The 25,539-nt window shown below is 53.2% G+C and carries 22 protein-coding genes; 8 read left to right on the top strand and 14 right to left on the bottom strand.

Annotated elements, in window-relative coordinates; all coding sequences use genetic code 11:
• Nucleotides 1-364: 364 nt before the first annotated feature.
• Together ABSE13_RS00325 and ABSE13_RS00320 are read right to left on the bottom strand one after the other, a co-directional pair.
• Nucleotides 365-574 carry a YgaP family membrane protein gene (locus tag ABSE13_RS00325; protein WP_424026483.1) on the bottom strand — a complete coding sequence of 70 codons (210 nt, stop codon included), beginning with the start codon at nucleotides 572-574 and terminating at the stop codon, nucleotides 365-367.
• A gap of 128 nt (nucleotides 575-702) precedes the next feature.
• On the bottom strand, nucleotides 703-2,379 hold the full coding sequence (locus ABSE13_RS00320) for a PAS domain S-box protein (protein ID WP_424026482.1): 1,677 nt from the start codon (nucleotides 2,377-2,379) through the stop codon (nucleotides 703-705).
• A 291-nt stretch (nucleotides 2,380-2,670) separates the two neighbouring features.
• Between ABSE13_RS00320 and ABSE13_RS00315 the strand changes: the two genes are divergently transcribed.
• The gene (locus ABSE13_RS00315; protein ID WP_424026481.1) at nucleotides 2,671-3,159 is read left to right on the top strand and encodes a hypothetical protein; all 489 of its coding nucleotides are present in this window, start codon (nucleotides 2,671-2,673) and stop codon (nucleotides 3,157-3,159) included.
• A gap of 114 nt (nucleotides 3,160-3,273) precedes the next feature.
• Here the strand turns inward: ABSE13_RS00315 and ABSE13_RS00310 are convergent, their stop codons facing one another.
• The 8 genes from ABSE13_RS00310 to ABSE13_RS00275 are packed head-to-tail and all read right to left on the bottom strand — an operon-like array spanning nucleotide 3,274 to nucleotide 11,111.
• Nucleotides 3,274-4,263, bottom strand: coding sequence for a chorismate synthase (locus ABSE13_RS00310; RefSeq protein ID WP_424026480.1), 990 nt, complete (start codon nucleotides 4,261-4,263; stop codon nucleotides 3,274-3,276).
• Nucleotides 4,260-5,651: a shikimate dehydrogenase gene (aroE, locus tag ABSE13_RS00305; protein ID WP_424026479.1), complete on the bottom strand. Its 1,392-nt coding sequence runs from the start codon at nucleotides 5,649-5,651 to the stop codon at nucleotides 4,260-4,262. Before aroE ends, ABSE13_RS00310 begins: the two co-directional genes overlap by 4 nt.
• Entirely contained in the window at nucleotides 5,648-6,913 is a 1,266-nt protein-coding gene (gene aroA, locus ABSE13_RS00300) for a 3-phosphoshikimate 1-carboxyvinyltransferase (RefSeq protein WP_424026478.1), read from the bottom strand. Before aroA ends, aroE begins: the two co-directional genes overlap by 4 nt.
• Nucleotides 6,910-7,740 (bottom strand): prephenate dehydratase, encoded by an 831-nt coding sequence (locus ABSE13_RS00295; RefSeq protein ID WP_424026477.1) that lies wholly within the window; start codon nucleotides 7,738-7,740, stop codon nucleotides 6,910-6,912. The genes aroA and ABSE13_RS00295 overlap by 4 nt, the downstream gene beginning before the upstream one ends.
• The gene (locus tag ABSE13_RS00290; RefSeq protein ID WP_424026476.1) at nucleotides 7,737-8,561 is read right to left on the bottom strand and encodes a prephenate dehydrogenase/arogenate dehydrogenase family protein; all 825 of its coding nucleotides are present in this window, start codon (nucleotides 8,559-8,561) and stop codon (nucleotides 7,737-7,739) included. The genes ABSE13_RS00295 and ABSE13_RS00290 overlap by 4 nt, the downstream gene beginning before the upstream one ends.
• Nucleotides 8,562-8,572: 11 nt before the next feature.
• On the bottom strand, nucleotides 8,573-9,535 hold the full coding sequence (locus ABSE13_RS00285; protein WP_424026475.1) for a 3-dehydroquinate synthase II: 963 nt from the start codon (nucleotides 9,533-9,535) through the stop codon (nucleotides 8,573-8,575).
• Complete coding sequence (locus ABSE13_RS00280) at nucleotides 9,454-10,317, bottom strand: 2-amino-3,7-dideoxy-D-threo-hept-6-ulosonate synthase (RefSeq protein WP_424026474.1); 864 nt, start codon at nucleotides 10,315-10,317, stop codon at nucleotides 9,454-9,456. Before ABSE13_RS00280 ends, ABSE13_RS00285 begins: the two co-directional genes overlap by 82 nt.
• Complete coding sequence (locus tag ABSE13_RS00275; RefSeq protein WP_424026473.1) at nucleotides 10,314-11,111, bottom strand: 2-amino-3,7-dideoxy-D-threo-hept-6-ulosonate synthase; 798 nt, start codon at nucleotides 11,109-11,111, stop codon at nucleotides 10,314-10,316. Before ABSE13_RS00275 ends, ABSE13_RS00280 begins: the two co-directional genes overlap by 4 nt.
• 586 nt (nucleotides 11,112-11,697) lie before the next feature.
• Here ABSE13_RS00275 and ABSE13_RS00270 point away from each other — a divergent pair.
• The 3 genes from ABSE13_RS00270 to ABSE13_RS00260 all read left to right on the top strand — a co-directional run bounded on the left by ABSE13_RS00270 (nucleotide 11,698) and on the right by ABSE13_RS00260 (nucleotide 14,974).
• Complete coding sequence (locus ABSE13_RS00270) at nucleotides 11,698-12,516, top strand: hypothetical protein (RefSeq protein ID WP_424026472.1); 819 nt, start codon at nucleotides 11,698-11,700, stop codon at nucleotides 12,514-12,516.
• 482 nt (nucleotides 12,517-12,998) lie between these two features.
• Nucleotides 12,999-13,625, top strand: a complete 627-nt coding sequence (locus ABSE13_RS00265; RefSeq protein ID WP_424026471.1) for a hypothetical protein — start codon at nucleotides 12,999-13,001, stop codon at nucleotides 13,623-13,625.
• A gap of 1,091 nt (nucleotides 13,626-14,716) precedes the next feature.
• On the top strand, nucleotides 14,717-14,974 hold the full coding sequence (locus ABSE13_RS00260) for a MarR family transcriptional regulator (RefSeq protein ID WP_424026470.1): 258 nt from the start codon (nucleotides 14,717-14,719) through the stop codon (nucleotides 14,972-14,974).
• Nucleotides 14,975-15,087: 113 nt separating this feature from the next.
• On the opposite strand, the gene ABSE13_RS00255 is transcribed toward ABSE13_RS00260, so the two are convergent.
• Nucleotides 15,088-15,960 (bottom strand): hypothetical protein, encoded by an 873-nt coding sequence (locus tag ABSE13_RS00255; protein ID WP_424026469.1) that lies wholly within the window; start codon nucleotides 15,958-15,960, stop codon nucleotides 15,088-15,090.
• Nucleotides 15,961-17,359: 1,399 nt separating this feature from the next.
• Between ABSE13_RS00255 and ABSE13_RS00250 the strand changes: the two genes are divergently transcribed.
• The 4 genes from ABSE13_RS00250 (at nucleotide 17,360) to ABSE13_RS00235 (ending at nucleotide 22,563) form a co-directional block, all read left to right on the top strand.
• Nucleotides 17,360-19,861 (top strand): PEGA domain-containing protein, encoded by a 2,502-nt coding sequence (locus ABSE13_RS00250; protein WP_424026468.1) that lies wholly within the window; start codon nucleotides 17,360-17,362, stop codon nucleotides 19,859-19,861.
• 419 nt (nucleotides 19,862-20,280) lie between these two features.
• Entirely contained in the window at nucleotides 20,281-20,694 is a 414-nt protein-coding gene (locus ABSE13_RS00245; protein WP_424026467.1) for a hypothetical protein, read from the top strand.
• 205 nt (nucleotides 20,695-20,899) lie between these two features.
• Entirely contained in the window at nucleotides 20,900-22,147 is a 1,248-nt protein-coding gene (locus ABSE13_RS00240) for a C1 family peptidase (RefSeq protein ID WP_424026466.1), read from the top strand.
• A gap of 119 nt (nucleotides 22,148-22,266) precedes the next feature.
• Nucleotides 22,267-22,563 (top strand): hypothetical protein, encoded by a 297-nt coding sequence (locus ABSE13_RS00235; protein WP_424026465.1) that lies wholly within the window; start codon nucleotides 22,267-22,269, stop codon nucleotides 22,561-22,563.
• Nucleotides 22,564-22,624: 61 nt separating this feature from the next.
• On the opposite strand, the gene ABSE13_RS00230 is transcribed toward ABSE13_RS00235, so the two are convergent.
• The 3 genes from ABSE13_RS00230 to ABSE13_RS00220 all read right to left on the bottom strand — a co-directional run bounded on the left by ABSE13_RS00230 (nucleotide 22,625) and on the right by ABSE13_RS00220 (nucleotide 25,510).
• Nucleotides 22,625-23,314, bottom strand: coding sequence for a class I SAM-dependent methyltransferase (locus tag ABSE13_RS00230; protein WP_424026464.1), 690 nt, complete (start codon nucleotides 23,312-23,314; stop codon nucleotides 22,625-22,627).
• Nucleotides 23,315-23,762: 448 nt separating this feature from the next.
• Nucleotides 23,763-24,518: an ABC transporter permease gene (locus ABSE13_RS00225; RefSeq protein WP_424026463.1), complete on the bottom strand. Its 756-nt coding sequence runs from the start codon at nucleotides 24,516-24,518 to the stop codon at nucleotides 23,763-23,765.
• On the bottom strand, nucleotides 24,515-25,510 hold the full coding sequence (locus tag ABSE13_RS00220; protein ID WP_424026462.1) for an ATP-binding cassette domain-containing protein: 996 nt from the start codon (nucleotides 25,508-25,510) through the stop codon (nucleotides 24,515-24,517). Before ABSE13_RS00220 ends, ABSE13_RS00225 begins: the two co-directional genes overlap by 4 nt.
• Nucleotides 25,511-25,539 lie beyond the last annotated feature (29 nt).

Here is a 25,539-nt window from a genome sequence, read left to right as displayed (position 1 = left end):
GACCCAGCAGCAGAATTTTATACAACACCAGTCGCAAATAGAGCCTACACGCCGCTCTCTTTTCCAGTCAAAGGCCAGTATATCAAGATTATTCCACAGCTCGCTGTTGCAGTTTACGGATATCATTTTTCCCCCTCCTTTTTTTAGAATTATCTAGTATTGAGTTATTAAAGGTTTGTATAAAAAATTATTGCTCTGTCAGGGTTTGTCAATGCATACGTCGTAATCAACCAAAAACCGACCCTGAAAAACTGATAATCAGGTAGTCTGGAAATTATCCACCGATCGCCAATTTGCTCTCCTGGAAATATCCACTATCCACCGGCCATTCCTCAGATCCGCTCTGATTTACCCGCTCCCGGTATTATTTTTTTGCAAGTGCGCCTACAAGTACGGAATAGAACGGACAGGTTCCTACCGCACCGGTTACCAGTGCTATGAGCCCGATAAGTGCCACAAGATACGACCACGGGGCTGCAACCAGATTCAGGGCAAATACCACAAGCAGTACGATACCGATGATGATCCTGACCACCCGGTCGGTCATCCCTACGTTTTTTTCTCCGATTGCCATAATTTTACCTTAATAATGTGTAGTACCGGGTGATATTATAAAAATATGTATGGGTATCCGGTTCTGGTGCATTATAATGGACCTTTAAGTACCGAACGGGTATCGATTAAAAGAGAGTTATTTATCGCTCATCCGAACCGGAACGCCCCGCCCGGCACAACCATCTCGAACCGTGCCCCTTTACCCGGCTCACCGGTCTCCGTAATGGTGATACCGGTAATTGCGAGGATCTCGCGGGAGAGGAAAAGGCCGAGGCCGGTATGTTTCCCGAAGCCCTGCTCGAACAGGTTTTTTTTATCCCCGATCGCGATCCCGGCCCCGTCATCCCCGCAGATAAGGACGAGCCCCCTGTCTGTCTCATGGCAGGAGATGTGGATCTTCGTCATTGCCTCACCGCCGTATTTCAGGGCATTGTCGATCAGGTTGTAGAAGACCTTCCCGAACATGGGGTCAGCATAAACCGAGAGGTCCGCCCGGCCAGCCTCCACCCGGATATCCCGCATGGGCAGGGCAGCAACTGCCAGCCCGGCACTCTCGCTGACGTTCTGCCAGGAGGGAGCTGTCGTTCCCATATCCTCATAGATTTTTGTAAAATCGATCTGGTGCCCCATGATTTCAACAATCCTCATCTCGGTTTTGAGATACTCTGCTGCGGCGGGATTGGTATCGAGTTCTTCTTTCGAAAGCTCAAGATATCCCGACAGGGCCATAAGCTGGTTCTTGATGTCGTGCCGGGTGATCGATGAGAGGATCGTGAGTTTCTTATTTACCCGGGAGAGGGTATCCTCTGCGGCCTTGCGCCCGGTGATATCGGTGATCACGGATAAGAATGCCGGCATCTCCTTAAATTCAATCCGCACGGTATTGATCATGCAGTGCCGGACCGTTCCGTCATGGAGCTGTATATCAATCTCCCGCAACGGGTCTGAGGTATCCCCTTTCTTTTTTGCACTGACGAACGCCTGTGCAGCCTCAGCGCTCGCGGGGGTCAGGAGCGAAAAAACAGACTGCCCGACCAGGGTCTCCCGGGAAGGTCCCCGGAGCAGGGCCGCAGCAGGGTTGGCATAGAGTATGGACTGGCCGTCGTGGACGAAGATGTAATCCGGGAGATTCTCCGCAAGGCTCCGGTACCGCTCCTCGCTGTTCCGGAGCTCGGTATTGGACCGGGCCATATTGAGCATCAGGAATGAGCTCGTTAAAACGATATCCATGAGGATAGTTCCGAGAAAGAAGATCGGGTTTACCGGGTCCGGCCCCCCAAGCGAGTGGTCCCCGGGGGTGACGATCGCGTTCACGGTTATCAGGGTCCAGAGGGATGCCGTGACCAGGAGGGCCGCGGCAAAGCTGTACCTGATCGAACGGGTCTCCGGTTCCCTGAACCGCAGTGCGATGAGTGATGTTGCAACAAAGCAGGGAACAATGAGCACCCCGATAATCACGCCACGCATGACCAGCGAATCGACATGGAACGTGAACCAGAGTAACAGGAGACCGGCCGGTATCAGGGCACAGTACACTATCCGGGGGAGTGCCCGGGACCGGAAATATCTCCCGGTACTGTCAAGCCGCATGATGACCGACAGCACGATCACAAGATCTGCCACCGTGGAGTTGATCATAACGGGCAGGAACCCGCCGATCACGTAAAGGAAATACCCGCACGACGTGACCAGCAGGGAAAGCATCCACATCCGGAACCCGTCATGGGTCTTTTGGGACTTCCAGAAGATGTAGAGCATCAGCGTCAGGACGACATTGACGAAAAAGAGGGTCAGAAACAGGGTCCCGATATCGAGCGTCCGCATGGTATCACATTCCGCCGGTGTTACCGCGCCGGAACTTAATCGATAGTTACAAGAGAGTGTATATTATGCTTCTACCGTATTGAATATTCGTAATTTTATTCCGACGGCCACGTTATTCTCTTAGCCGATAAGGATCACTTTTTTGTGTCTTTCATTATTGGAAATTCGAGACCCGCAGAATAAAGGGGATATCTTGTTGTGTAGTTCATCATCTGCGTCCGTGCTCTTTCCCGTGCCCCCGCCAGGGCCCGGCAAAAGCCCCATATAGGAACAGGCATCAAGCATACCGGCATGAACCATGCAACCCTTCCGGTAATTCTTCTCGTACTCATAGCCGGAATAATTTTTGCAGGATGTACATCAGCACCCGCCCCGGCCCCCGCACCGGTCACGACTGTGGTGCCGGCCCCCGTGGCCACAACGGCGCTGGTGACGGTGACGGCAACGCCCACGGTTGCCGATCAGGATGCCGGGCCGGTCCGGCAGCCCCCCTCCGCCCAGCAGGTGAACCTGCTGCTGACTAAAGATCGCCCGACTTCCGAGCTCCACCTGCTGTACCAGGGCGGCCCGGGCGATGTCTTCACGCAGAAGATCACCATGCGGGTCTACAATGCCGATGGCAGCGTCGAGGACTATGCGATGAGCAGCGGCCAGAAGCCTGTCCCCGGCGATGAGATCGTTGCGCCAGGGACTCATGGCGGCGACCGGTGCGTGGTGTATCTTACTACAGCCGGTAGCGTTTACAAGGTTATCGACGAGAAAGTATTCGCGAATATGTAAGGTCAGGAAATTTCTCTTTTCTGGCTCTCTCTTTTTCCCGCAGGCCCTGTCCGGCAGGTAACGGGCAATGTCCCGGCACGAAAAAAGAACTGGCGCCGGAGCAGCCGGCAGTTCCTATCGGTGGTACTTCGCTTGCTCCAGCCAGCTGTCAATCAGCACCAGCGCAAGCATCGACTCCGCTACCGGGAGGATGCGGGGTACAATGCAGGGATCATGCCGTCCCTTGATGGAAATTTCCGCCTCGTTGCCATGGATGTCGATAGTCTTCTGGGGTTTTGCAATGGACGGCGTCGGCTTGACGGCGATACGGACAACGATCTCCTGGCCGGAGGAGATGCCGCCAAGGATACCGCCGGCATGGTTGCTGGCAAAACCGTTCTTTGTTATCGGATCGTTATTCTCGCTCCCGAACCTGCCGGCAACCTCAAACCCGTCGCCGATTTCCACTCCCTTCACTGCGCCGATGCCCATCATGGCACCGGCGATCTGTGCGTCGAGCTTGCCAAAGACCGGGTCGCCGAGCCCGGCGGGGACGCCCCGTGCGGTGATCTCGACGATACCGCCGACGGAATCCCCGGCGTTCTTTGCAGCCAGGATCTCTGCCTCGATGGCAGCAGTCCCGGTCTTACCGTGCACCGAGACGATCACCCCGGAGATGGCGATGCCCTTTTCTGCAAGGAACTTTATTGCGACAGCGCCGGCAGCGACACGCCCGACGGTCTCGCGCCCGGAACTCCTGCCCCCGCCCCGGTGGTCGCGGCACCCGTACTTCTGCTGGTACGTGAAGTCCGCGTGGCCCGGCCGGAAGAGGGTGCGGAGCTCTTCGTAGTCCTTTGGTTCCTGGGTCTCGTTCCTGACCAGCAGCGCAATGGGCATGCCGGTCGTCAATCCTTCAAAGACCCCGGAGAGGATCTCGACCCGGTCCAGCTCGTCCCGCGGGGAGACGAGGGCGGAGGTGCCCGGGCGCCGCCGGTCGAGGAGGGGCTGGATGTCGCCTGTGCCAAGGGCAAGGCCGGACGGGCAGCCGTCGATGACTGCACCGACCGCCGGCCCGTGGCTCTCGCCGAATGTGGTTATACGGAAATTCGTGCCAAACGTGTTCATGAGAGATACTTCCTGATGGTCTCTCCCGGGACATCGATCCCGAAGAAGAGCCAGAACTGCTCCTTTGCCTGTTCTATGAACATCTCGGTCCCGGTGATCGTCGTACACCCCTTTGCGAGCGCCATCTCGATGAGGGGCGTGACGGGCGGGGTGTAGACGAGGTCGAAGACGGTGAGATCGGGATAGAGCTGCTCCTCTTGGAGGGGACTGCGGGTGTCCGGTTCCATGCCGAGCGGGGTAGCGTTGACGACAAGGTCCGGGCGGATCTGGTCGAACGTGTCCCACGCGGCCCAGCGGCAGCCGGAACGGGCCGCGAGTTCCTTTGCCTTCTCCGGGGTCCGGTTCAGGACCGTCACGTCCATCTCGAGGTCCACGAGGGCGAATGCGGCTGCGGATGCCACGCCGCCGGCCCCGAGCAGGACGGCCTTCGATCCCTTGAGGGATACGAGCGGCTTCCTGACACCAAGCCAGTCCGTGTTGTACCCGGTAGCCGTCCCGCAGGCAAAGACCACGGTGTTGACAGCGCCGATCTGCTGTGCCGCATGCTCGTCCACCTCGTCCACCAGCGCCATCACGTCCTGCTTGAACGGGATGGTGACGGACAGTCCCTTCACATCGAGCGACCGGGCCAGCTGCAGGATCTTTGCGATCTCCGGGTCCTCGAAGAACGTGTAATGGTTATTGAGCCCGTACTCCGCAAAGAGGGCATTGAAGAGCCGGGGGCCCCTGCTGTGGAGGGCGGGATACCCGGCAACGCCGAGGAGGCGGGTGAGGGGATCTGCCGGCGGGTTTGCCAGGATCTCCTCGAGCCTGCGCAGGGCCGGGGCTGCAAGGCGCCCGCCCCGGAAGAAGGCGAGTGCGTCCTTCCGTGCCGAGGGGGTTACGACTCCCCTGCTGATCCGGTCGTTGATGATAACGGCGGCCGTTGACGGCGTGGTCCCGCTCGTGTCCATGCAGAGGTCGGCGGAGGCATGGTAGTTCTGCCGCCGGCGGTCCAGCATCTCTGCGATCTCTTCTTGCAGGGGAAGGTTCGTGAGCGGCGGCCGGGGGGACCGGGCGATCCGCTGCTCGATCGTGTCGAGGTCGGCGATGAGGAGGATCACCGTGCTGTCCCGGCGCAGGTTTGCCATGTTGACCGGGTCGACGACAGCGCCGCCCCCGGTACTGATGACGGCGTCGCCAGCCGGCAGGCCCGCGATCACGTCACGCTCGATAGTCCGGAACCGCTCCTCCCCGTCTTCGTGAAAGATGTCCGGGATGGACCGGCCGGTCTGCTGCTCGATCAGGGAGTCGGTGTCCAGGAACTGCACGTGGTGCTGGGCTGCGAGGATCCGGCCGATCTCGGTCTTGCCGGTGCCGCGGAAGCCCGTCAGTACGATTCTTTTCATGGTATGATCCCTTTGAGACTCTCCCAGAACGCCGGGAACGATTTGTTAACGCAGGCCGGGTCCGTGATGGTAACGCCCCCGATGCCCAGGCCGAGCACGGCAAAACTCATGGCCGTGCGGTGGTCGTTTGCCGGGTCGATGGTGCCGCCGTGCAGGGGGGCGGGCCGGATCGTGATCCGGTCGTCGCCGACCGTTACATCCCCGCCCAGCGCCCGGAGCCGGTCTGCTGTGCCATTGATACGGTCGCTCTCCTTGAACTTTAAATGACTGATGCCCGTGATGGTAGTCGGGGTCTTTGCCACCGCCGCCACCATGCAGAGGGTCTGCACTGTATCGGGCGAGGTGGCCATATCGAATTCGATCCCGTGCAGTTCCCCGGCGTTTTCCACGGTGACGGCGTTCTTCCCGTACGTCACTGTGCAGCCCATTGCGCTGAGCGCGTCAAGGAACCTGCGGTCACCCTGCACTGATGCAGGGGCGAGGTTCCCGACCGTCACCTTCCCGCCGCAGATCGCGGCGAGGGCAAAGAAGTACGAGGCAGAGGAATAATCCCCTTCCACCGTGTACCGCCGGGCCTTGTAGCGGTCGGCGGTACTGACAACGAACCGCTCGTACCCGGTCCGCTCCAGCTTTGCCCCGAATGCTTCCATCACGCTGAGGGTGATGTCGAGGTACGAGGCCGATGCCGGTGGTTTTGGGATGATGACCTCTACTTCTTCCTGTGCATAGGGCGCCGCCATCAGGATCGAGGAGATGAACTGGCTGCTCATGGAGCCGTCGATAGTGACCGGGCCGCCACGGAATTTCCCGCTGACGCGGAGCGGCGGGTAGCCGTCTTTCTGCAGGAACTCCACGGTGCCGCCAAGGGCCGGGAGAGCTTTTGCGAGGGGCCCGATGGGACGCTCCTGCATCCGGGCGCTGCCGGTCAGGGTGACCGGGTACTGGCAGAGCAGGGCGAGGGTGGTCAGGAGCCGGAGGCTGGTGCCGGAGTTGTTGAGGTCGAGGGTGGTCGGCCTGCGGTTCGGCAGTGCCCCGTTGCAGCCGGTAACAAGGATCCGTCCCGGCTGGTCTTCCACGGCCACTCCGAGAGACCGGAGGGCACCGGCGGTCAACCGGGTATCTTCAGCTTCGAGGGGACGGAATATCGTGGTCTTCCCGGCAGCCAGGGCACCGGCGATGAGCGCCCGGTGGGTATAACTCTTGGAGGGGGGGGCAGTGAACGTGAGATCGACGCCCGAAATCTTTTCCGGGGTCACATTCATTCCGGCACCCCGATCTCCCGGTAGCAGCCGAGTTCCTTGACGCCGGTGATGGTCTTCAGTTCGGCAATCGCATCGGCAGTCTTCTCCGACCATGACGTATCGAGGAAGAAGACGTACTCGCCGATCTTCCGCTTGGACGGCCGGGACTCGATCCGGGTCAGGTTGATGTTCCTGCGGGCGAAGGCCTCGAGGAGATCGTGGAGCAGGCCGGACCGGTCCCGGTCAGGATCGATAAGGATGCTGCACTTCTCCGGCATTTTGTCGTGAACGGGTGCGTGCGAGATCCGGACGAACCGTGTGGTGTTCGCCGCATTGTTCTCGGTGTTCCGGACAAGGATTGGCATATGGTAGATCTCTGCTGCAATGACCGGGATGAGGGCGCCGGCATTCGGGGTCTTCTTTGCCTCGAGCGCACTCGACGAGTTACTGCTCGTGTGGATGACCGGCACGCCCCACCGCTCGATCGCGTCGCTGCATTGCTCGTGGGTCTGGGGATGGGCGTAGATCACCCGGATCTTCTCCAGCGGTACAAGCGAGGCGAGGTTGTGGTGGATGGGCATGTACATCTCGCCCGTGATGAAGAGCGGGTGCCGGGCAAGGCCGTCGAGGGTCTCGCCCACGCTCCCTGCCTCGGAGTTCTCCATCGGGACTATGCCGTCCCCTTCGCCCCGGGCAACTGCTGCCACGATGCCGTGGATGGTGGGGAGAAGGACGATCTCTTCCGGCTTTGTGAGCCCCATCTTCAGCGCCATCTCGTGGGAGAAGGTGCCTTCCGGCCCGAGCGTGATCAGGCGCGCCGGTGCGTGTTTTGCTGCAACGTGCTTCATCGGTTCACCATACACTCGATCAGGGCATCGGTCATCTTCCGGCCTTCCTCGCAGAACGGGCCGAGGTGCCGGCTGTTCTTCTCAAAGAATTTCCGGAATGCTTCCGGGTCCTTTGCATCGACGATCGCTGCGAGGTCTGCCGCGGAACTCCGGCAGGCCGCAAGGACTTCCGGCACGTACGGGTTCTGCTGGAGGATGTCGGCATAGAGTGCAGGGTCCTGCGAGAGAAGCCGGCCCACGAGCGAGAGCTCGATCTGGTACACGGGGCTCTCGAACTGCTCCGTTTTGTGGAGATCAACGCCCAGCCTCCGTACCGTATCTGCCACGCAGAGCGTGACGAAGTGGGTGAGTCCCTGCACCACGGCCACCGTCCGGTCGTGCTCTTCCGGGGTTGCGATTGTGCAGACGGCACCCTGTGCCTCGAAGATAGCGACGAGCATGGCTACGCGGGATTCTTTCGCCCGGGCGGGACAGACGATGATCGTCTGGTTTTTTATGGACTTCACGGTGGGCCCGAACATCGGGTGGAGCCCGATGACGTCCGCCTCAGACTTCAGCATCGCTTCGACCGGCCTCACCTTGAGCGAGGTGAAGTCGCAGAGGAGCTGGCCAGGCCTCATCAGGGGGGTGATCTCCCCGATCACCTGGACGGTCTCCCGGATCGGCACGGAGACGATGACGATGTCGCACTGCTTCGCTATGTCGGCAGCGGTGACGGCGGTCTTCCTTCCTGAGACCAGCACTTCGTACCCGGCCTTCCCGAAAACTTTCGCGAAGAGCCGGCCCATCCTGCCGGTGCCGCCGATGATGCCTGCCTTCATGATCTTCCCGGTCATTTTTCGCGGATGGTCTCTTTTATCGCCATCCCAAAGTGCCGGCCGCCTTCGAAGGCAGTCCCGAGGATCTCATCGCCGACCTTGAGCGCGACGACCGAGATCGCCCTGCCGTCTTTTCCTACGAGCCGGATCGTCTCGGCGTTCTGGAGGATCAGGCTCACTTTCTCTTTGCCTGCGGCTGCCTCGACGAGCAGCAGGGGCCTCCGTTCGATCTTCACCCTGCCGATGATCGCGGAGTGCGCCGTGCCCTTCCCGTCCGTCACGAGCACCTGGCCGCCTGTTGCAAGATCGGAGAGGTACGCGGTTTTGCCGTCAGGCATGAGGATGTACGCATGGACTGCGCCGGCATTCACCCGGAACGGGCGCGGGGCTACGTACGGGTTCTCGAGCGTCTCGGCATGGACGAGGAGCATTGCGGAGGAGGTGTTCCCCATCAGCATCCCCTCGCCGTCCGAGAGCATGGAGCAGGTATCCACGCAGACCCGGTCGCCCATGCCCACGGGTTGGATCTTTGTCACGGTGAACGGGATGAGACCTACCGTGCCGGTGGTGCTCTTGAGCAGCTTTGCCACCTCCCTGACCACCGCAGGATCGGTTGTCCTGAGGAGGATGCCGTACACGCCCTTCTCCAGAACGTGGACTGCCATCGCTGCCTCCTCGGCATTTTTTACCCGGGCGATGATGTGGTCGGACTGGGCCACGAGGTTCTCGAGCGGGATCACGGTCCAGTCGCTCGTTGTTACTATTACGGGTTTATGTTTCCCGAGCTGCGCCGCCTTGTTCTCGCTTGCCTTGTCGGTGATGGTGCACTCCGTCACATCGGTTCCGGGTTTTATGTCCCCGTCCGGTGCAACGGTCGTGATCCGCCCGAGCCGCTTTACGTCCTCGGCCTTATCAACGACCAGCGCATCCGCACCGCTCTCGATGGCGGTGGTCGCGATCTCCTTGTTCCAGGGCATTTGTGCTGCTCCAGCGCCTTTGCCGGGTCCACGTTGTGGTGGACCACGCTGCAGAGTGCCTGGACGAACGCCTTCGTGTCCTTGCGCTGGAAGGCGTTCCTGCCCACGCAGACACCGGCGCCTCCGGCATTGACCGAGTCCCGGATGATCTGGAGGGATTCGAGGTCGGCGCACTTCTCGCCGCCGGCAATGAAGACCGGCACTGAACATGCCTTCGCGATCTTTTTGAATGCCTCGGGGTCGCCCGGGTAGTTCGTCTTGATCATGTCCGCCCCGAGTTCCTCGGCAACGCGGACCGCGTGGCCGACCGACTGGGCGGAGAACGAGTCGATCCCCTTGCCCCGCGGGTAGCACATGATCAGGAGCGGCATGCCCCAGCGGTTGCAGTCCCGGGCAACGTTCGCGCCGATCTCCAGCATCTTGGACTCGCTGGGCGAGCCGAGGTTGATGTGGATCGAGACACCGTCTGCCCCGAGGGCAATGGCCTCTTCCACGGAACAGACCTGCACCTTGTCGTTCGGGTCCGGGTTGAGCGAGGTGGAGCCCGAGAGGTGGATGAAGAGGCCGATATCGCGGCCGTGCTTCCGGTGCCCGCGCTTGACCAGGCCCTTGTGGAGGATGATCGCATTTGCGCCGCCGTTGGAGACGTCCGAGATCACCTGCGTCATGTCCAGCAGCCCCTCGATCTGTCCCATCGAGAACCCGTGGTCCATCGGCACGATGACCGCCCTGCCCGTGTTCCTGTCCATTATCCGTTCGATCCGAATGTCCTTCCCGATCATGATTTCACCTCAAGGATTCTTAGTGCCTCTTCCACGCTCTTGTTCCCGTGCACGATACAGGCCGCGGCCCGGACGAACTTGTCCGGGTGCCGGTGCTGGAAGGCGTTGCGCCCGATCGAGATGCCGGCCGCCCCGCCTGCCATTGCGCCTTCTATCAGTTCAAGCGTTGTGCGGTCATCCGTCTTTGAACCTCCGGCCACCACGACCGGCACCGGGCAGCCCCGGGTCACCTCGCGGAACGACTCCGGGTCGCCGGTGTAGACCGTCTTGACGATGTCCGCCCCGAGCTCGGCTGCGACCCTTGCCGCGAGCTTCACCTGGTCGAGATCGTTGTTGGTCTTGATGTTCTTCCCCCGCGGGTACATCATCGCGAGGAGCGGCATGCCCCATTCCATGCACTCGACCGACACCGTCCCGAGGTCCGAGAGCATCTTTGCCTCCGACTCCGCCCCGATATTCACGTGCATCGAGACCGCATCGGCCCCCATCTTCAGCGCATTCTGCACCGAGTTGACGAGCACCTTCTCGTTCGGGTCCGGCGCAAGCTTCGTGGAGGCCGACAAATGCAGGATCAGCCCGATGTCCCGGCCGCCCTGCCGGTGCCCGTGGAGCGCCAGCCCCACGTGCCCGATCACCGCGTTTGCCCCGCCGTCCGCGACAAGATTGACGGACTGGCCGATATCGATCAGGCCCGCAATCGGCCCGTCCGAGACCCCGTGATCCATCGGTACGATGATCGTTTTCTTCGTATTCCGGTTCATGATCCTTTCCAGGCGAATTTCCTTTCCTCTCATGGTGTAACAACAACTCCACCCCCTGACTTTACTTTCCAAGCAAACCAGAGGGATTACTTCAATACCAGTAATAAAACCGGTAATAAAATGCAAATGCAAAAAAGCCAAAGAAGCTAAAACCTGCGGTCCTTGCTTCGGGCTGCTGAGAAACGATGTTCATGCAACGGACGGGTGCCTGGCTAGTGGAGATAAAGACATTCACGGGCAAAAAAACCCTCACGAATGCTGTGGCACTCTTCCTGCATATTTTATTGTTGGAGGCCGGGGTATATAATTGTGTGTGCTAATGAGTAGCATGGTCCGGCAGGTCATCAGACCTGGAGGAAGAGAAGAACCAGAAGGGTTCTTCGAATTGGGGGAGTGTTCGAATTGGATCTTATGCACTTTTGTTTTGGGTTATAGTTATCTCGTACTTTGCAACCCATCATCTCTGATATCACATTCCAAAAGAGCTAAGCGCGGGTCTTGCTAAAAATGTTAAAATCATCAGCCATGGTTGACCCTGTTTATTCAAAGCCTATGAAGAATATTTTTATTGTATTTTATTATAAGAGAATTAATCATTAGTGGAATTAAAATATCATATATGAAGTCTCAGCCTATTTCTTCTTGGATAAATTTTGGGACAGGATTAAGATATCTTCAAGATGCACAAAAAGGGTATAGTATTGAAGGAACTAGTTGTGTTTTAGAGAATATTGATGGTTTTTTAAAGAAATTGGATAAATTTAATTTGAAGGTAACTGAACGAGCAGCCGGAGATTTAAAATCTTTTAAATCCGATTTAGAGGAGAAATGCGCTAGGTTAGAATTGGAGAAGAAAGACGTTGAAAAACGTCTAACTCAGGAAGAAGCCAAACAATTAAAAGAAATCATAAAAATTTTGAGAATTACACTTTTTGCAGAAGCAAAAGGATTTTCTGCTTATGTTGCAACTGAAAAACGAATTGATGTTGAAAAACTCATAAATAACGTATCTAGTTTAATGGCACCTAATATATTCGAAAATTTAACTAAAATAGGTAAATATGATTTTGAAGAAGGGTGTAAATGCATTGCATTTGAGCGACCCACCGCAGCAGCCTTTCACCTATTACGAGGGACGGAAGCGGAATTAAGAGAATATTATTATCGAAAAAAGAAAATTCTTCGAAAAGATCAAAAGTCGTTTAAATCATGGTATACTATGACAACCGAATTACGAAATTTAAAAAGTCTTTCAATCCCAGATTCTCTTCTCAATAATTTAGATAATATTAGAGAAAATTACAGGAATCCAACGCAGCATCCCGAATTGATTTATGATATCGAAGATGTTCAAAATTTATTCCCATTATGCGTTGAAATTGTGAATCGAATGGTATCGCAGAGAGTGAGAAAGAAAAAAAAAGTTAAAACTCCTTAAAAAAATATTGAAGTTCAAAACATTCTTGCATTTTGAGAAAGATCTGCTACTTCGGGTTGTAAGTCAGTCCCCTTTTTCTCAACGTAGTCATATATGGTGAAAACCGGGATGTTTGTAATTCCGTCAGCTACCACTCAATTTCAGTTTCCCGCTTCTCCTCCATCGTGTTTTTCTATCAATCCCTATCTGTTTCGCGTCACATTACCGAAATCAATCACCGCGATTTTATCTTGAGCAATCGGCAATATCAATTCCAAGCCCCTTGCCCCACGCGATCCCCGGCCCGGCCACAGCCTCGCGCCACCGGCAGCAGTGGCGATGTGCTCCAAACTGGGCGGGGTCTCTCGGCCGCATCGTAGGAGTCTTGTTGGGGTTCTGGATTGGCAACGGGATCCAAAGTTGGATCTGTTAAATTATTTCTTAATTCTCGGCAGTTGAGATGCACCTAAAAAATTAATTATATCCCAGATAATATTATCATAATGTCTTTTAAAAAATCGAGAGATCAAATTTACAAAATTCCCGAAAAATTACTACTTGTTATTTTGTTATTAGTAGGAATTGGAATATTAGTAATTACTTTTGATAAAATTTACCCAGGTCCACTATTAAATGAAACTTCGTCGACTTTTATTGACAGTACAAAAAATATTTCTAATATCATTGCGGGAGCTTTGGTTGCATCAATAATTGGACTATTTTCTTCTGTTGCTATAATGGATTTAGATTATCAGAGAAACCGTGATAATATAATTTTAGGTTTTTATTATGAGATAATGGACTTGAAAGAAAAAATTAGTGAGATACCTGTTGATAATTTTCAAGATTGCATTGGATATTTCGTGATTCATAAAATAAAGTTATATTCGGAAAATGGTCTCTACTTTGTTTTGAAAAAGGAATTGTTTGTATTGGATAAATCAATTCTTGAGAAAATATTGGAGATATATCCTAAAATCATCTTCGTTGATTCTATAATCCCAAATTCTGGCGACCGTCATGCCTCTCCAGAGTTACTAAAAATTCATGAAAATATTGCAGAAATAAAATTAAAATTAGATGCCCTTCTTCTTATTCTGAAAAACGAAGTACAAAAAATGGAAGAATAAAATACATATTTTTCGAAAATGTATCACTCCAATTTTTCGAGAAATTTCCATGCGAGCAGCAATTTTCCCACCTACTCCTGCAGGGGGGTCGGCCGGCCGCCTCTCCAGGGCCTCGCTGGGCAGATTACCGGCGCCGGGATTTTTCCGGCAATCGCTCCGCCGCGGAGCGCTTTTCGGGGCGGCGGCCGTTCATCGCTCACCAAAATTTTCCGGCAAATAATTTTCTATAACCAACCCGACCCCACAAGAAAATTTTTTCAAGACCCCCCTACCCCTCTTTGGAAAAATTTAAAGAGTCCCATGATCCCCGGATTGCAAGTCCGGAAAACAAGGGTTTCCTTCACTTGCCCCTACCTGCACCAATGGCCCACTCAGTTCCGCGATTTATTTAAGCTCTGTTTACGTTTTACACCGCAACGCAAAACGCCCCATCCGGCCAGAATCCCACAGATATCGCGTATTCCCAAAACACTTGCACAAAGTAGGGTGGTTTTTGCACATAATTCCGGAAATGCTTGTCGGGAATGGCAATCCGGGCTCGTATATGGCCCGGATTTATGGCCCTCAACTAGGCCGTCAAGAAGGCCTCCCGGTTCGAGGAAAAATCCAGATCCAACCCAAAACCCATTGCCTCTCCTTTTCGCCCGCCCAAAAGCGCCCATTAGGGCATGGTCCGGAGCATGGTCATTCCACGACGTAAAAACCATAAAAATCCATGCAATAAGACCGGTTCAAGACACGCATTTTCAGGTTTAGGACACGGTCTTTTCCAAAAGCAGTCAAAACGGAGCCCTGTACGGGCCCGGATTGGGTGGGGAAATCACAAGGCAATATGAAAGGTTCTTAAAAAAGTGGGAGATCCCGATGAAGGATCTCCCTATCGTGGTGTCTGGCAAAGTCCCACAAGAGTGACATTGTTCCACATCCAGAACAATTGGTTTAGAGCCGGGGGTGGCCACTCCGGATTTTTTGTATCATATTTGTTCGATTGCTTTCACCAGGCACCCCTATAGTCATCGCCGTATCAAGGGATAAAATTTGTTAAACATCTATCAAACATCCTGATACGTATTCTGTTCCTTGTTCACTTAATGTATAATCTCGTGAGTTTTGTTACACGGGGGAGCGTAAGAAGAAAAGTGATCAAGGGCCTTCTCCGTCCAACCACCACAACGGAACTTGCGAAGATGATTGGTGTCGACCGGGCCGCAGTGAGTAGGACTATTCATGCTATGGAGAAAGTCGGGCTCGTGGAGTGTCTGACGCCGAACGAAAACAGAGACCGATATTACCGGACGACCGAGACCGGGAAGAAGGTTGCCGAGATTATTGAAGGAAAGGAAAAATAATTTTTTTTAAATCAATGAAGATCCTTCACTTCCGGTCTCCATTATATATTATCTATAGTGTAAAGTGATATCATGCCACGATTTATTATAACTGATTGCGTTGCTTGTATCAATTATCTAGATTTCTCGGATAAATAACGGCGCAGTTTACTAATCAAATCTTTTCTAAACCAATTTCCATAGTTATTTTGGGCTCTCCAGTTAATAATAAAAGATTCATATTCAGAAAATATATCTTTGAATTTTGGATCGTTAAGGGCCTCTCTCCAATGGTTTTTTAAGTAATCATCAATATCTTTTGGCATTTGCTCATAATCATTGCCAAAAAATTCCTTTAATCCATATTCGCAAATCAGAAGTGCATCACGCCAAATTGCAAAAATTTTATCGTTATATCCTCCCAAGCCAGAACCCAATATGAGTGCAATTTCATTTGGTGGAAAATTGCCCTGTAGAATGAAACTAGCCGTGCTGGGTCTTCCATGAATATTATAAAAATCATATAAATATCTAAATACACACGGGTGTGTTCTTTCAACTAAAAATGATAATTGTCTAAACTGTCTCCAATTTATTTTCCCTTTAACCCAACCTTTTAGAAGTTCAGCTAATATCAACGCTTTAAATTCATCATCAAAACGATCCAACAAAATAAGAATCTTTTCGTTTACCTTTTTACGGAATTTTACGTCTGTTAAAATATTAGAGACGAACTTTTGTTTATCTTCAGTACTCAATCCTGAGTTGTATTGTTTAATAAAAAGAACGACTTTTTTCATAAAAAATCGATCTCTAACTCTTAAACCTCCTTTGGATATTATGTTAATAGCTCGGAGAATTGGAACTACCTCCATAATGTCTGATTTGATAAGTTCATCAAAATCCAACTCTAATAGGGTCTCGCCAACCTCGTATGTTTTTTGAAAAATGGATTGATCCATTGGTTCTATTATTGGTTCAATTATTTCCTGATCCCTTTCCACCATTTGTCCCCCACTCTATACAATATGGTTTTTATTAGCCCAAAACTAAATGATAATTGCGTATAATCTGCGATAACACCAAAATGGATGATCGTGAAATTGCGGTCACGGTGCTCCGCAGTCTTTGTTTGCGACGGGGATATGACTGGCAACGCTTTCGCTGACGATCCTGCGATCACCGGTCCGCCACCAATCTCATTTTTTATTTTTCATCCATACAACACAAGGAAAACCGTGAAATATTTTCCCGATACCCAGGTCAAATAATGCCAACCGTATTTTTCTCTTCAGGGAATTTGGTTTGGTCGTGGCAATGATCGTATCCCGAGATATGGAGTCTGATGGCGGGACGAATGCCGAATCCATAATTTCATTTGGATTTTTATATGTAAAGTATTTCACCAGTTTTCACGGAAAATTTCTCATCATATTCACGGGTTCCACCTTCGCGATCCCCACCCCGCCTCGTCGGCCACCTCCTCCCCGGCAGACCGTGCCCACTCCGGCGCCGGTGGCAATCGCTCCATGCCCCCTCCACCAGCCCGTATTTTCATAAATCCGCCCTTGTATCGTTGCTAAATGTGGTCATTTCCGGACATAATAAGACCCTCAAATTAACAATCCGGGCCCAAAATCATCTCCCCTGAAAAACAGAGTGCTTCATTTTGAAGAAAAGTTGTCGGTGGATCTCTGGAAGTGGCCAATCGGAGGCGAAAATGACCCCGTATGGGCGATGGTCTCCGGCTCATCTGAAGAAGGGAATCACGACCTGGGATGAATAATCTCTCATTATTCTCCCCGGTTCCGCCTTCGCAATCTTCACCCCGCCTCGTCGGCCTCTCGATCGCCCGGTGCCGTGCCCCACGCGATCACCGGCCCGGGCCACAGCCTCAGGCGCCGGCGGGGATGCGGTGTCGGACGGGCGCCGGCAGTGGTGATGCGATTTTCCCCCACCCCCTTCGGGGGTCGCTCGGCCGCCTCGTCAGGGCCTCGCTGGGCAGATTACCGGTACCTGAACCTGCCGCGGGGACCGGGAAAAATGTAGATAGGATTATTGTGGGGACGGGGAAACAATAACCGCAGATTATTCTTATAGTCTGATTCCTTTTTGGAATATTTTTTTGACGTCGGTTATTCCGGGGACAAAAATAATTTCGGCAGAGATATAACCCCCCGGAAAAAAACTGCAACAGTTCGTGATGATGGTAAGTGACATTCCACCAGCCTGCATACCACCGGCGAGATCCGGATTAGAGTAATGCTCCGGGGGAATGTCCTGCCGTCAGGTTCCGGGGGAATGGTAAATTTTGCATAAACTACGGGAGCACTTCTCAATTGAGTCTGCAACGAATGCGTGTGATATCAGATTTTGTTCAGGACGATGGGGTTGAGGAGTATAGGTATGAAATGGCATAATCTGGTTCTTCCATCGCTTTTGATTATTGCACTGGTCATGATCGTGCCGCCGGTTTCGGCAAAGGTGTGGACAATCAATAACGGGACTGCCGGCATCATCCAGAAAACGATCGATAACGCCCGCAGCGGCGACACCATCGACCTGGGCCCGGGGACGTACTTCGAGCACGACATCAAAGTCTCAAAGGATATTATTATTGAGGCAACCCCGTCAACCCGGGGGACCGCGATAAATACCTTCATTGATGCACAGGGCCGGGGCCGGATCTTCAATGTTACCGGAAAAAACTCTTTTACGGTAAATTTCCTCTCCCTGCAGAACGGGAGGGCAGATAATGGCAGCGCTATCTACTTCAACGGAAATGGCGGCACTCTTAATATTGTCTACACAACGATCTCCGGCTGCTCGGCAACGGTCGAAGGCGGCGCGATCTATTCCCCCGGTCCAGCCATCATAAACATAGAGGATTCTACCCGGATCACCGGGTGCTCGGCAGAAGTTGGTGGTGGTGCAATCTATTCCGGTGGCGGGACTCTCACCATAGACGACTCCTCATTTTCTGACTGTTCGGCATCAGAAGGCGGGGGTGCAATCGCAGCGAATGGCAGCACGATTATCATATCTTCCACCACTTTCACCAACTGCCAGTCATCAAATGCGGGCGGCGCGATCGCAACATTCAACGGCAGCACTATCAGTATAACGTCCTCCACATTCACGAACTGTTCGGCTACTCCCGATGGCACCGCGGTCGGCGGCGCGATTGCAACATTTGGCGGGGGGAAGATTACCATAGAAACATCCACATTCAAGAGCTGCTCAGCAGATGGCGGTGGCGCGATCTCTTCCCAGAACGGCGCAACCCTCATAATAGAATCATCCACGTTCACCGACTGTTCGGTAACAACTGGTGGTGGTGCCATTTTATCAAACGGAAGCGGAACAACTACCATAACGTCCTCCACATTCACGAACTGTTCGGCAACAGGATCTAACGGTGCGATCGAAGGTGTTGGCGGCGCAATCGCTATCGAAGGCACAACTACCATAAAGTCCTCCATGTTCACCAACTGCTCGGCGACATCCGGAAGCGCAGCGGCAGGAGGCGCGATCGCGGTACTTGACCAGGGAACACTCACCATTGATTCATCCACATTCACCGGCTGCTCGGTTACAGGAAACAACAGTGGTGGCGCCGCCGGCGGTGTGCTCTTCACGGGCGGAACTACAACCATAAAATCTTCCACGTTCACCAACTGCATGGCAACAACTGCCGGTGGTGCGATCTTCACGGTCAACGGGGAACTCACCCTGAAATCATCCACGATCACCGGCTGCTCGGCATCACAGGGCGGAGCGATCTACGCCCAGGGCCCTGTTACTATAGATCACTCCTCGATCTCCAACTGTACCGCACCAAACGGTGGCTGTGGGATTTGGTCCACATACACTGCGTCCCCGACAATAATCTCCTCCACGGTCTCTGTCTGCCCACCCACACGCGTCTGGTCATCCAATGTAAGCATAATGCACGTGTGCGGCGTGTCGCTGTTCGGGTTGTGCCTGTCCGGTGGCAAAGCAGTACCTTTCGCCGTCCCAGCACATCTGGTAACCGGCAACATCTCTCACATCCCGGAACAGGCCGGCTTCCTGGACCAGGTTACAGGAGGGCTTACCGGTTTATGGGCCCGGCTCTTGCCCACACCAGCGGGAGCGGGTAACAACGCAGAGCCGCTCGCAGTCGACAAAGTTTCCGGTATTCAATCACAAATCACACCGGACCAGACCGGCAGCATAGCCGTGACTTCCGACCCGGGCGGTGCTGCCATCCAGCTGGACGGCACCGATACCGGGCAGGTCACACCATGCACGCTCAACCTTGTCACGCCGGGTGATCACATCCTCACTGCCAGCCATGCCGGATTCAACCCGGAAAATATAACCGTAACCGTTACCGCCGGTTCAACGGCAACCGCTCACTTCCCGTTCGGGCAGAACCACAAAATGTCCATCCCGGTGACTTCCAGACCCGGTGGCGCCGAAACCCCTCTCCTTATAAGCCCCACGACGATTCCATCCCCGGTTCTCACCCTCAATCCGGGTAATCATATTACTCATATCAACGATGGAATTAATCCGGTAAACACGATAGCCCCGGTTACAGCGGTCGTAACACCGGTCATTACATCAGGGATAAATGCACCCGTGAACGCAAACATCCAGCACCTCAGGATCACAGATATCGGGTCCCTCGCAGTTACCTCAACCCCGGCTAATGCAGAGATCTGGATCAATGGCCAGTATTCCGGACAAGTTACGCCCTATACATTTACGGAGGATTCAGGGACCTACAAGGTTGTCGTGAAGATGGAGTGCTACACCACCCCGGACGCACAGACCGTTGCCGTTTCTCCACCCGAATCGGCAACAGCCGACTTCAATCTTGCTTCAATAAAAGGCTGTAACCCGACAATACGTAGAATCTGATGATCATTCGCCAGATGGCCCTCACGAGGGAGAAAAAGAGATTCGTTGAATGCCTGACGCCGGATGAAAAGATGGACCGGTATTACCGGGCTACCGGGACCGGGAAGAAGGTTGCCGGGTTTATTGTGGGAAAAGGGAGTAATTTTCCCGGGGATTTTCAATTTTTTTAAGAAATTCCAGAATCCATCAGTAACAAATTAGGATAAAGATCGCGAGAATACTTTTCGAGATGTAGTGGAGGTTTTCTACCAAGTCATATTTCCATTGATTCGAGTGGACTAATCGTCCGGTGATATTTTTTTCGGCTCATCGAAATTTCCTACTCAATCGCCAACTGATCTAAATCGTAAAAAGGAAGAGTTATTTCGCAATAAAATAATTATCAAGGTATGCAAAAACGGATATTATTATTTTCAGTTTTGATTATCTGTATTGGAGCGGTTCTCGCAGCAGGGTGCACCAGCAGCGCATCTCCTGGTAGTACGACAGCCGGATCACCGGTCAAGCCGTCAGTCCCATCCGCGTCGGCTACTCCGGCAATGACCGAGGCTGGCGGAGGTTACCACCTTACTGGCCAGGGAATACAGAATACCGGAATATTCCATCTAAACAAAGGCACGGCGACATTCACCTTTAAGATGACCCAGCCCGGGAGAAACCCGGTATTCGAGGCAAACCTGTATGATAGCAAAGGCAACTGGTGCGCCCTCATCGCCAATGCGCCGACCGGCAGCGCAACCCCGATCACCCGCAAGCAGATAATCTCGTATACAAGCGACTATTACATCAACGTGAACACACAGGACAACTGGGACATCACCATATCCCAGTAATCCCGTTTTTTCAAAGCCCGCGAGGGAATTCCGGTAGATCCAGACTACGGGTGAATATAACAATCGTTATTACAAACCACCTGCAAATTTCACGTTAATCTGGTGTGCCGGATTATGCAGACCGGAATAACTCTCAAGCAGCATCCGGCGTCCTTCATGAATTCGTGTCATCCCGGATTTATCGGGAATTCTGAGGTTGGCTTACGTGAATCCGAAACAGTATAATCTGGTTCCGGCATTGCTGCTGGTTATTGCACTGGCAGTTATCGTGGCCGGTATAGGTATGCCGGTATCTGCCGATAAATCAAAAGGAACAGGTTCTTTACCAGCACCAGGTGTTCAGGACACGATTAATCCGGTATCCACGAACTCCGAAGGAGACCAAACAGAACCTGTTATGAATCTTACCGAAGATGAGATGGATGAACTGCAGCACGAGATAGATACTTCGCCAACATATTCAGCACCCAGATCCTCGCCCCCGATCCCCAAAGGTTCATTGAGCCTGCTTCCGTACCTCCCCTATGTTCCAAAAGAACGAGGACAGGGAAAATGCAGTGACTGCTGGGTCTGGTCATCGACCGGGGCCATTGAGATCGAGCATACGATCAAATCGGGGATACGTGACCGGCTTTCTATCCAGTACCTTAATGATAATTTTGGCAGCGGCCCGGTTGGCGTAGATTCCGGATGCTGCGGAGGGAGTGTGGGCAGATTCGTAGACTGGTATTCCAATAAAACAGCAAACCCGGATGCTATGAAACTGATCCCCTGGTCCAACACCAATGCATCGTTTGCTCCCGGGCAGAGCTGCAACTCTCCTATTACGGTGGGCGAACCCATCTCTATCACTCCATCCTACCAGATGAGCAGCCTCTCGGCAGCTACGGTTTCGAGCTTTGGCGTGGACAAGGCCACCGCTATCAATAATATCAAGAGCGCCCTGAATGATGGCCTGCCTGTTCTCTATGCTTTTAATTACGATCATACAGATATGAAGGCGTTCCAGCAATGGTGGCGCAACCAGCCTGAGACCGCGATCTGGGATCCCATGCCGTATGAAAATGACGGAGGAGGGGCGGCGCACGTAACTCTCCTTGTCGGGTATGATGACAAAACAGATCCAAAAAACCCGTACTGGCTTGTGGTGAACAGTTGGGGTGCCCCACCGAACCGGCCGGATGGCACATTCCGGCTTTCGATGAATATGAATTATAACGCGGCCATAAATAACCCGGGCAGCAAAAGCAAATCCAAACCGCGTCAGCAGCAATCATTCCATATCATTGATGCAGGTTTCGTGGATACTCCCGGGACCAACGTCACCGGCGGCACCGTACCTTCGTCCGGTACCATGGCCACCACGCCAAGAGCCGGACCCGGCACAATACCTGTCTTTGGAGCTCTAACCCTCGCGGGGATCTTCTTCCATGATAAAAGAGACGGAAATTAAGGTTTTTAATGGATGGCTGAGGTTCCGGGGAACAGGCTCTGAATTTTGTCAGGAAAAGAGAGTACACATCCCTGTCATCCGTTCCTTTTCCCGGGGGTCGGTCCATGCTGTAGCATCCCGTGGATTCCATCCCACTATCCCCACCCCGCCTCGTCGGCTTCTCGATCTCCCGGTGCCGTGCCCCACACGATCCCCGGCCCCGGCCACAGCCCCGGCGCCGGCGGGGATGCGGTGTCGCCCGGACCACGAGAATCAGAGCCGTCCGGGCACAGGAGAAAGCCGGGCTCGTGGAATGCCGGACGCCGGATGAAAAGATGGACCGGATTTACCGGACCACCGGGATCGGTGCTGTAATGGGGATGTGTGGTGTAATTTGCATTGAATCACCTGCATCGATCTCCACCGATCATCCATAAAAACTATACCGGAGGATGTTGTGATAGGTGCCAGACACAGAACCTTCCGGCCTATTCCGTCTTATGCCGGTTTTTTCGCACAGAATTCATGGACGCATATGTCGGCATAGTGTGGTATATGGTGATATGCATGACGACGATGCTCCACAATTTTAATCGGATTAAAGCCAGTGCCGGTTAAGTACCCACTCAGTTGATCCCTCGTCATTACGCGTGGCGGTCTCCATTCACCGTGAGACTTGACAACCTCCTCCCCTGCCAGCCCAGCTGTGGAACCAAAGAGGATCCCTCCGGGTTTGAGGACGGACCATGCATTCGCAAGATAATTTCCCAATATCTCATCGTCAGTAATCACATGGAAAACGGATCCAGAAAAAACCATGTCGAATTCCGCTGGGCCGAATGGAAACGTCTCTGAAACGGTAAAGAGATCGCATATCTCCTTCTGGTCACGGTAGAGATCAAAGCCGAGATTGATGCTTGCCCAGTTGATGTCGAATGCCGCTATCCTCTCCCGGGGAAACCCATCGCGGATCAATTGCCGGATATTCTCTCCGGTGCCGCATCCATAATCAAGGAGTCTGCCGCATCCTTCGAAACCACGGGAATAAAAGAAGTGGCTGTTGATCCGCGGCTGGCCAATATTCATGAGGATGTGAGGATAACGAACCCCCTCGTTTGTATACTTATCTAATAGCGTCTGGTAATACCCCTCTGGAAAGACAATACCGTAGTCTTCGATCCGTTTCATGGCGAGACTGAGTTCCTCCGGGAGTGTCTTTCCTGGGGGGAACCCAAGAGGTTTTGGTGCAGGCATACCGGAATAAGTGTCTTCCCAAGAATATTCATAGCTAACGCACTTGGCTGAGTTACAGAGTAAGGAATGCAATGCCCCGATACCCCCACACCCCTGGAAGGTGATCTCTCTGATGTGCGTCTGTGTGGGTTCTCCCCCTCAATCTTCCCTTCGCCTCGTCGGCCCCGCAAATCTCCCGGTACCATGCCCCACTGCGATCCCCGGCCCAGGCCACAGCCCCGGCGCCGGCGGGGATGCGGTGTCGGCCGGACCGCGGTGAGCCGGATCGTCCGGTGAGGAGAATGCAGGGCTCGTGGAATGCCCGACGCCGGATGAAAAGATGGACCGGTATTACCGGATTTCAGAATCCGGCAAAAAATTGAGGGGAACCGGGAATATTTTTTTAATAATTCATCCTCCTGAATAGGAATGCCCCCAATATCGTCATCACTATCGCGAAAAACCCCAGTACGATCAGGCATAAAATCGGATTGATTTGAGATACTCCTGTTAAACCGTACCTGATTCCTTCAACACCATAGGTAAGAGGATCATAAAGGGTAATTGGAGCGATCCACGCCGGGAGACTGCTGATCGGAAATAACGCTCCTGACAGGCCGAATATCGGTAAAACGACAAAACTCATGATAAACTGGTACCCGGTCGGGTCTTCCATTCTCGAAGCGATCGCAATCCCAAATGCAGTAAATGCGATGCCGGTTAATACCATAAATCCGAAGGCAATGAGAAAACCAATGAAGTTTACTCCATGAAGCCCGATGAAGAATGATATCACCATGATGATGATACCTTGCAGAAATGCCGTTGTTGCGCCTCCAAGTGTCTGTCCAAACATGATATCAAACCTTGAAACCGGGGCGACAAGCATCTCTTTAAGGAAACCGAATTGTTTATCCCATAATACCTGGATGCCCGATTGAAAGGATGTGTACACTACCATGAAGCAAACTATTCCCGGGATAATGAACAGTGTATAGTTCTGACCGAGCCCGGGTATGGTTACAACGGAATCCAGACCCAGACCGAGGAAGAGCAGAAAGAAGAGAGGCATGCCAACACTCCCGATAATCCTGCTCTTCAAACGGATGTACCTCTTCATAGTCCGTAACCAGATGGTATAGATAACGTCCGGTATCATCGATGCCTCATCCTCTCATACATCTGCATATTCTGCATATTCCCCTGAGGATCCGCCTCCTGTTCGCGGATTGTCTTGCCGGTAAACGAGAGGAACACATCCTCAAGTGTCGGTTTGTTAATTGCGAGGGAATCGATCGGTATCCGTTTTTCGTACAACAACGTTACAATAGCACTGACATGGAGTTCGGCATTCTGAAGGCTGATGGTTACCTCCCCGTTTTTTTGCTCCACATGGGACACCCATGACTCTTTCAATGCCTCGACAATCGCTTCCGGCTTCGGGGACCGGATAGTTACTACGTCCCCCCCGATTCCATCTTTCAGGTTCTTTGGAGTGTCGAGGGCAATTACCTTCCCATGGTCGATAATGGCGACCCGGTTGCAAAGGTGGTCCGCTTCTTCCATGTAATGGGTGGTGAGAATGATCGTGATCCCCTTCTCCCGGGCGAGGGTCGCGATGTACTGCCAGAGGTGGTTTCGGGTCTGGGGATCGAGACCGAGCGTTGGCTCGTCGAGGAAGAGAACAACCGGATGGTGGAGCAGCCCCCTCGCGATCTCGAGACGCCGTCTCATCCCTCCGGAAAATGTCTTGACGAAATCATCCTTTCTGTCTGTGAGCTCTACAAGTCCCAGGAGTTCGATAATTCTCTGATTTCTCTGCGCGGAGGGGATCTGGTACAGACGGCCGTGGAAATCCATATTTTCCCATGCGGTCAGCTCATCGTCGAGGCTCTGGTTCTGGAAAACAATTCCTATTGACTTCCTGACACCGTCCTCTTCACGTTCAATATCCATTCCATTCACGGTGGCAGACCCTGACGTTGGTTTCAGCATAGTGGCGAGCATCGACAATGTCGTAGTTTTTCCGGCTCCATTTGGTCCGAGGAGTCCAAAGATCTCCCCGTGTTCTATATCAAATGAAATGTTATCTACAGCCACAAGGCTGCCAAAACGCTTTGTCAGCTGATCTATGTGTATTGCGAAAGACATGTTACGCTTGTCCCATGTAAATTTCCAAG

Origin of the sequence: Methanoregula sp., assembly GCF_049518935.1 — an archaeon.
Classification (GTDB): domain Archaea; phylum Halobacteriota; class Methanomicrobia; order Methanomicrobiales; family Methanospirillaceae; genus Methanoregula.
This window is presented reverse-complemented; position numbering and strand designations above follow the sequence as displayed.

Bases quoted from the DNA above. Each gene is read 5' to 3' on its own strand.
- ABSE13_RS00320 (WP_424026482.1), bottom strand. From the start codon at position 2,379: ATGCGGACGCTCGATATCGGGACCCTGTTTCTGACCCTCTTTTTCGTC.
- ABSE13_RS00220 (WP_424026462.1), bottom strand. From the start codon at position 25,510: ATGTCTTTCGCAATACACATAGATCAGCTGACAAAGCGTTTTGGCAGC.
- ABSE13_RS00315 (WP_424026481.1), top strand. From the start codon at position 2,671: ATGAACCATGCAACCCTTCCGGTAATTCTTCTCGTACTCATAGCCGGA.
- ABSE13_RS00265 (WP_424026471.1), top strand. From the start codon at position 12,999: ATGTCTTTTAAAAAATCGAGAGATCAAATTTACAAAATTCCCGAAAAA.
- ABSE13_RS00260 (WP_424026470.1), top strand. From the start codon at position 14,717: ATGTATAATCTCGTGAGTTTTGTTACACGGGGGAGCGTAAGAAGAAAA.
- ABSE13_RS00275 (WP_424026473.1), bottom strand. From the start codon at position 11,111: ATGAGAGGAAAGGAAATTCGCCTGGAAAGGATCATGAACCGGAATACG.
- aroA (WP_424026478.1), bottom strand. From the start codon at position 6,913: ATGAATGTGACCCCGGAAAAGATTTCGGGCGTCGATCTCACGTTCACT.
- ABSE13_RS00325 (WP_424026483.1), bottom strand. From the start codon at position 574: ATGGCAATCGGAGAAAAAAACGTAGGGATGACCGACCGGGTGGTCAGG.
- ABSE13_RS00250 (WP_424026468.1), top strand. From the start codon at position 17,360: ATGAAATGGCATAATCTGGTTCTTCCATCGCTTTTGATTATTGCACTG.
- ABSE13_RS00270 (WP_424026472.1), top strand. From the start codon at position 11,698: ATGAAGTCTCAGCCTATTTCTTCTTGGATAAATTTTGGGACAGGATTA.
- aroE (WP_424026479.1), bottom strand. From the start codon at position 5,651: ATGAAAAGAATCGTACTGACGGGCTTCCGCGGCACCGGCAAGACCGAG.
- ABSE13_RS00280 (WP_424026474.1), bottom strand. From the start codon at position 10,317: ATGATCGGGAAGGACATTCGGATCGAACGGATAATGGACAGGAACACG.
- ABSE13_RS00310 (WP_424026480.1), bottom strand. From the start codon at position 4,263: ATGAACACGTTTGGCACGAATTTCCGTATAACCACATTCGGCGAGAGC.
- ABSE13_RS00230 (WP_424026464.1), bottom strand. From the start codon at position 23,314: ATGAAACGGATCGAAGACTACGGTATTGTCTTTCCAGAGGGGTATTAC.
- ABSE13_RS00290 (WP_424026476.1), bottom strand. From the start codon at position 8,561: ATGAAGGCAGGCATCATCGGCGGCACCGGCAGGATGGGCCGGCTCTTC.
- ABSE13_RS00285 (WP_424026475.1), bottom strand. From the start codon at position 9,535: ATGCCCTGGAACAAGGAGATCGCGACCACCGCCATCGAGAGCGGTGCG.
- ABSE13_RS00255 (WP_424026469.1), bottom strand. From the start codon at position 15,960: ATGGTGGAAAGGGATCAGGAAATAATTGAACCAATAATAGAACCAATG.
- ABSE13_RS00295 (WP_424026477.1), bottom strand. From the start codon at position 7,740: ATGAAGCACGTTGCAGCAAAACACGCACCGGCGCGCCTGATCACGCTC.
- ABSE13_RS00225 (WP_424026463.1), bottom strand. From the start codon at position 24,518: ATGATACCGGACGTTATCTATACCATCTGGTTACGGACTATGAAGAGG.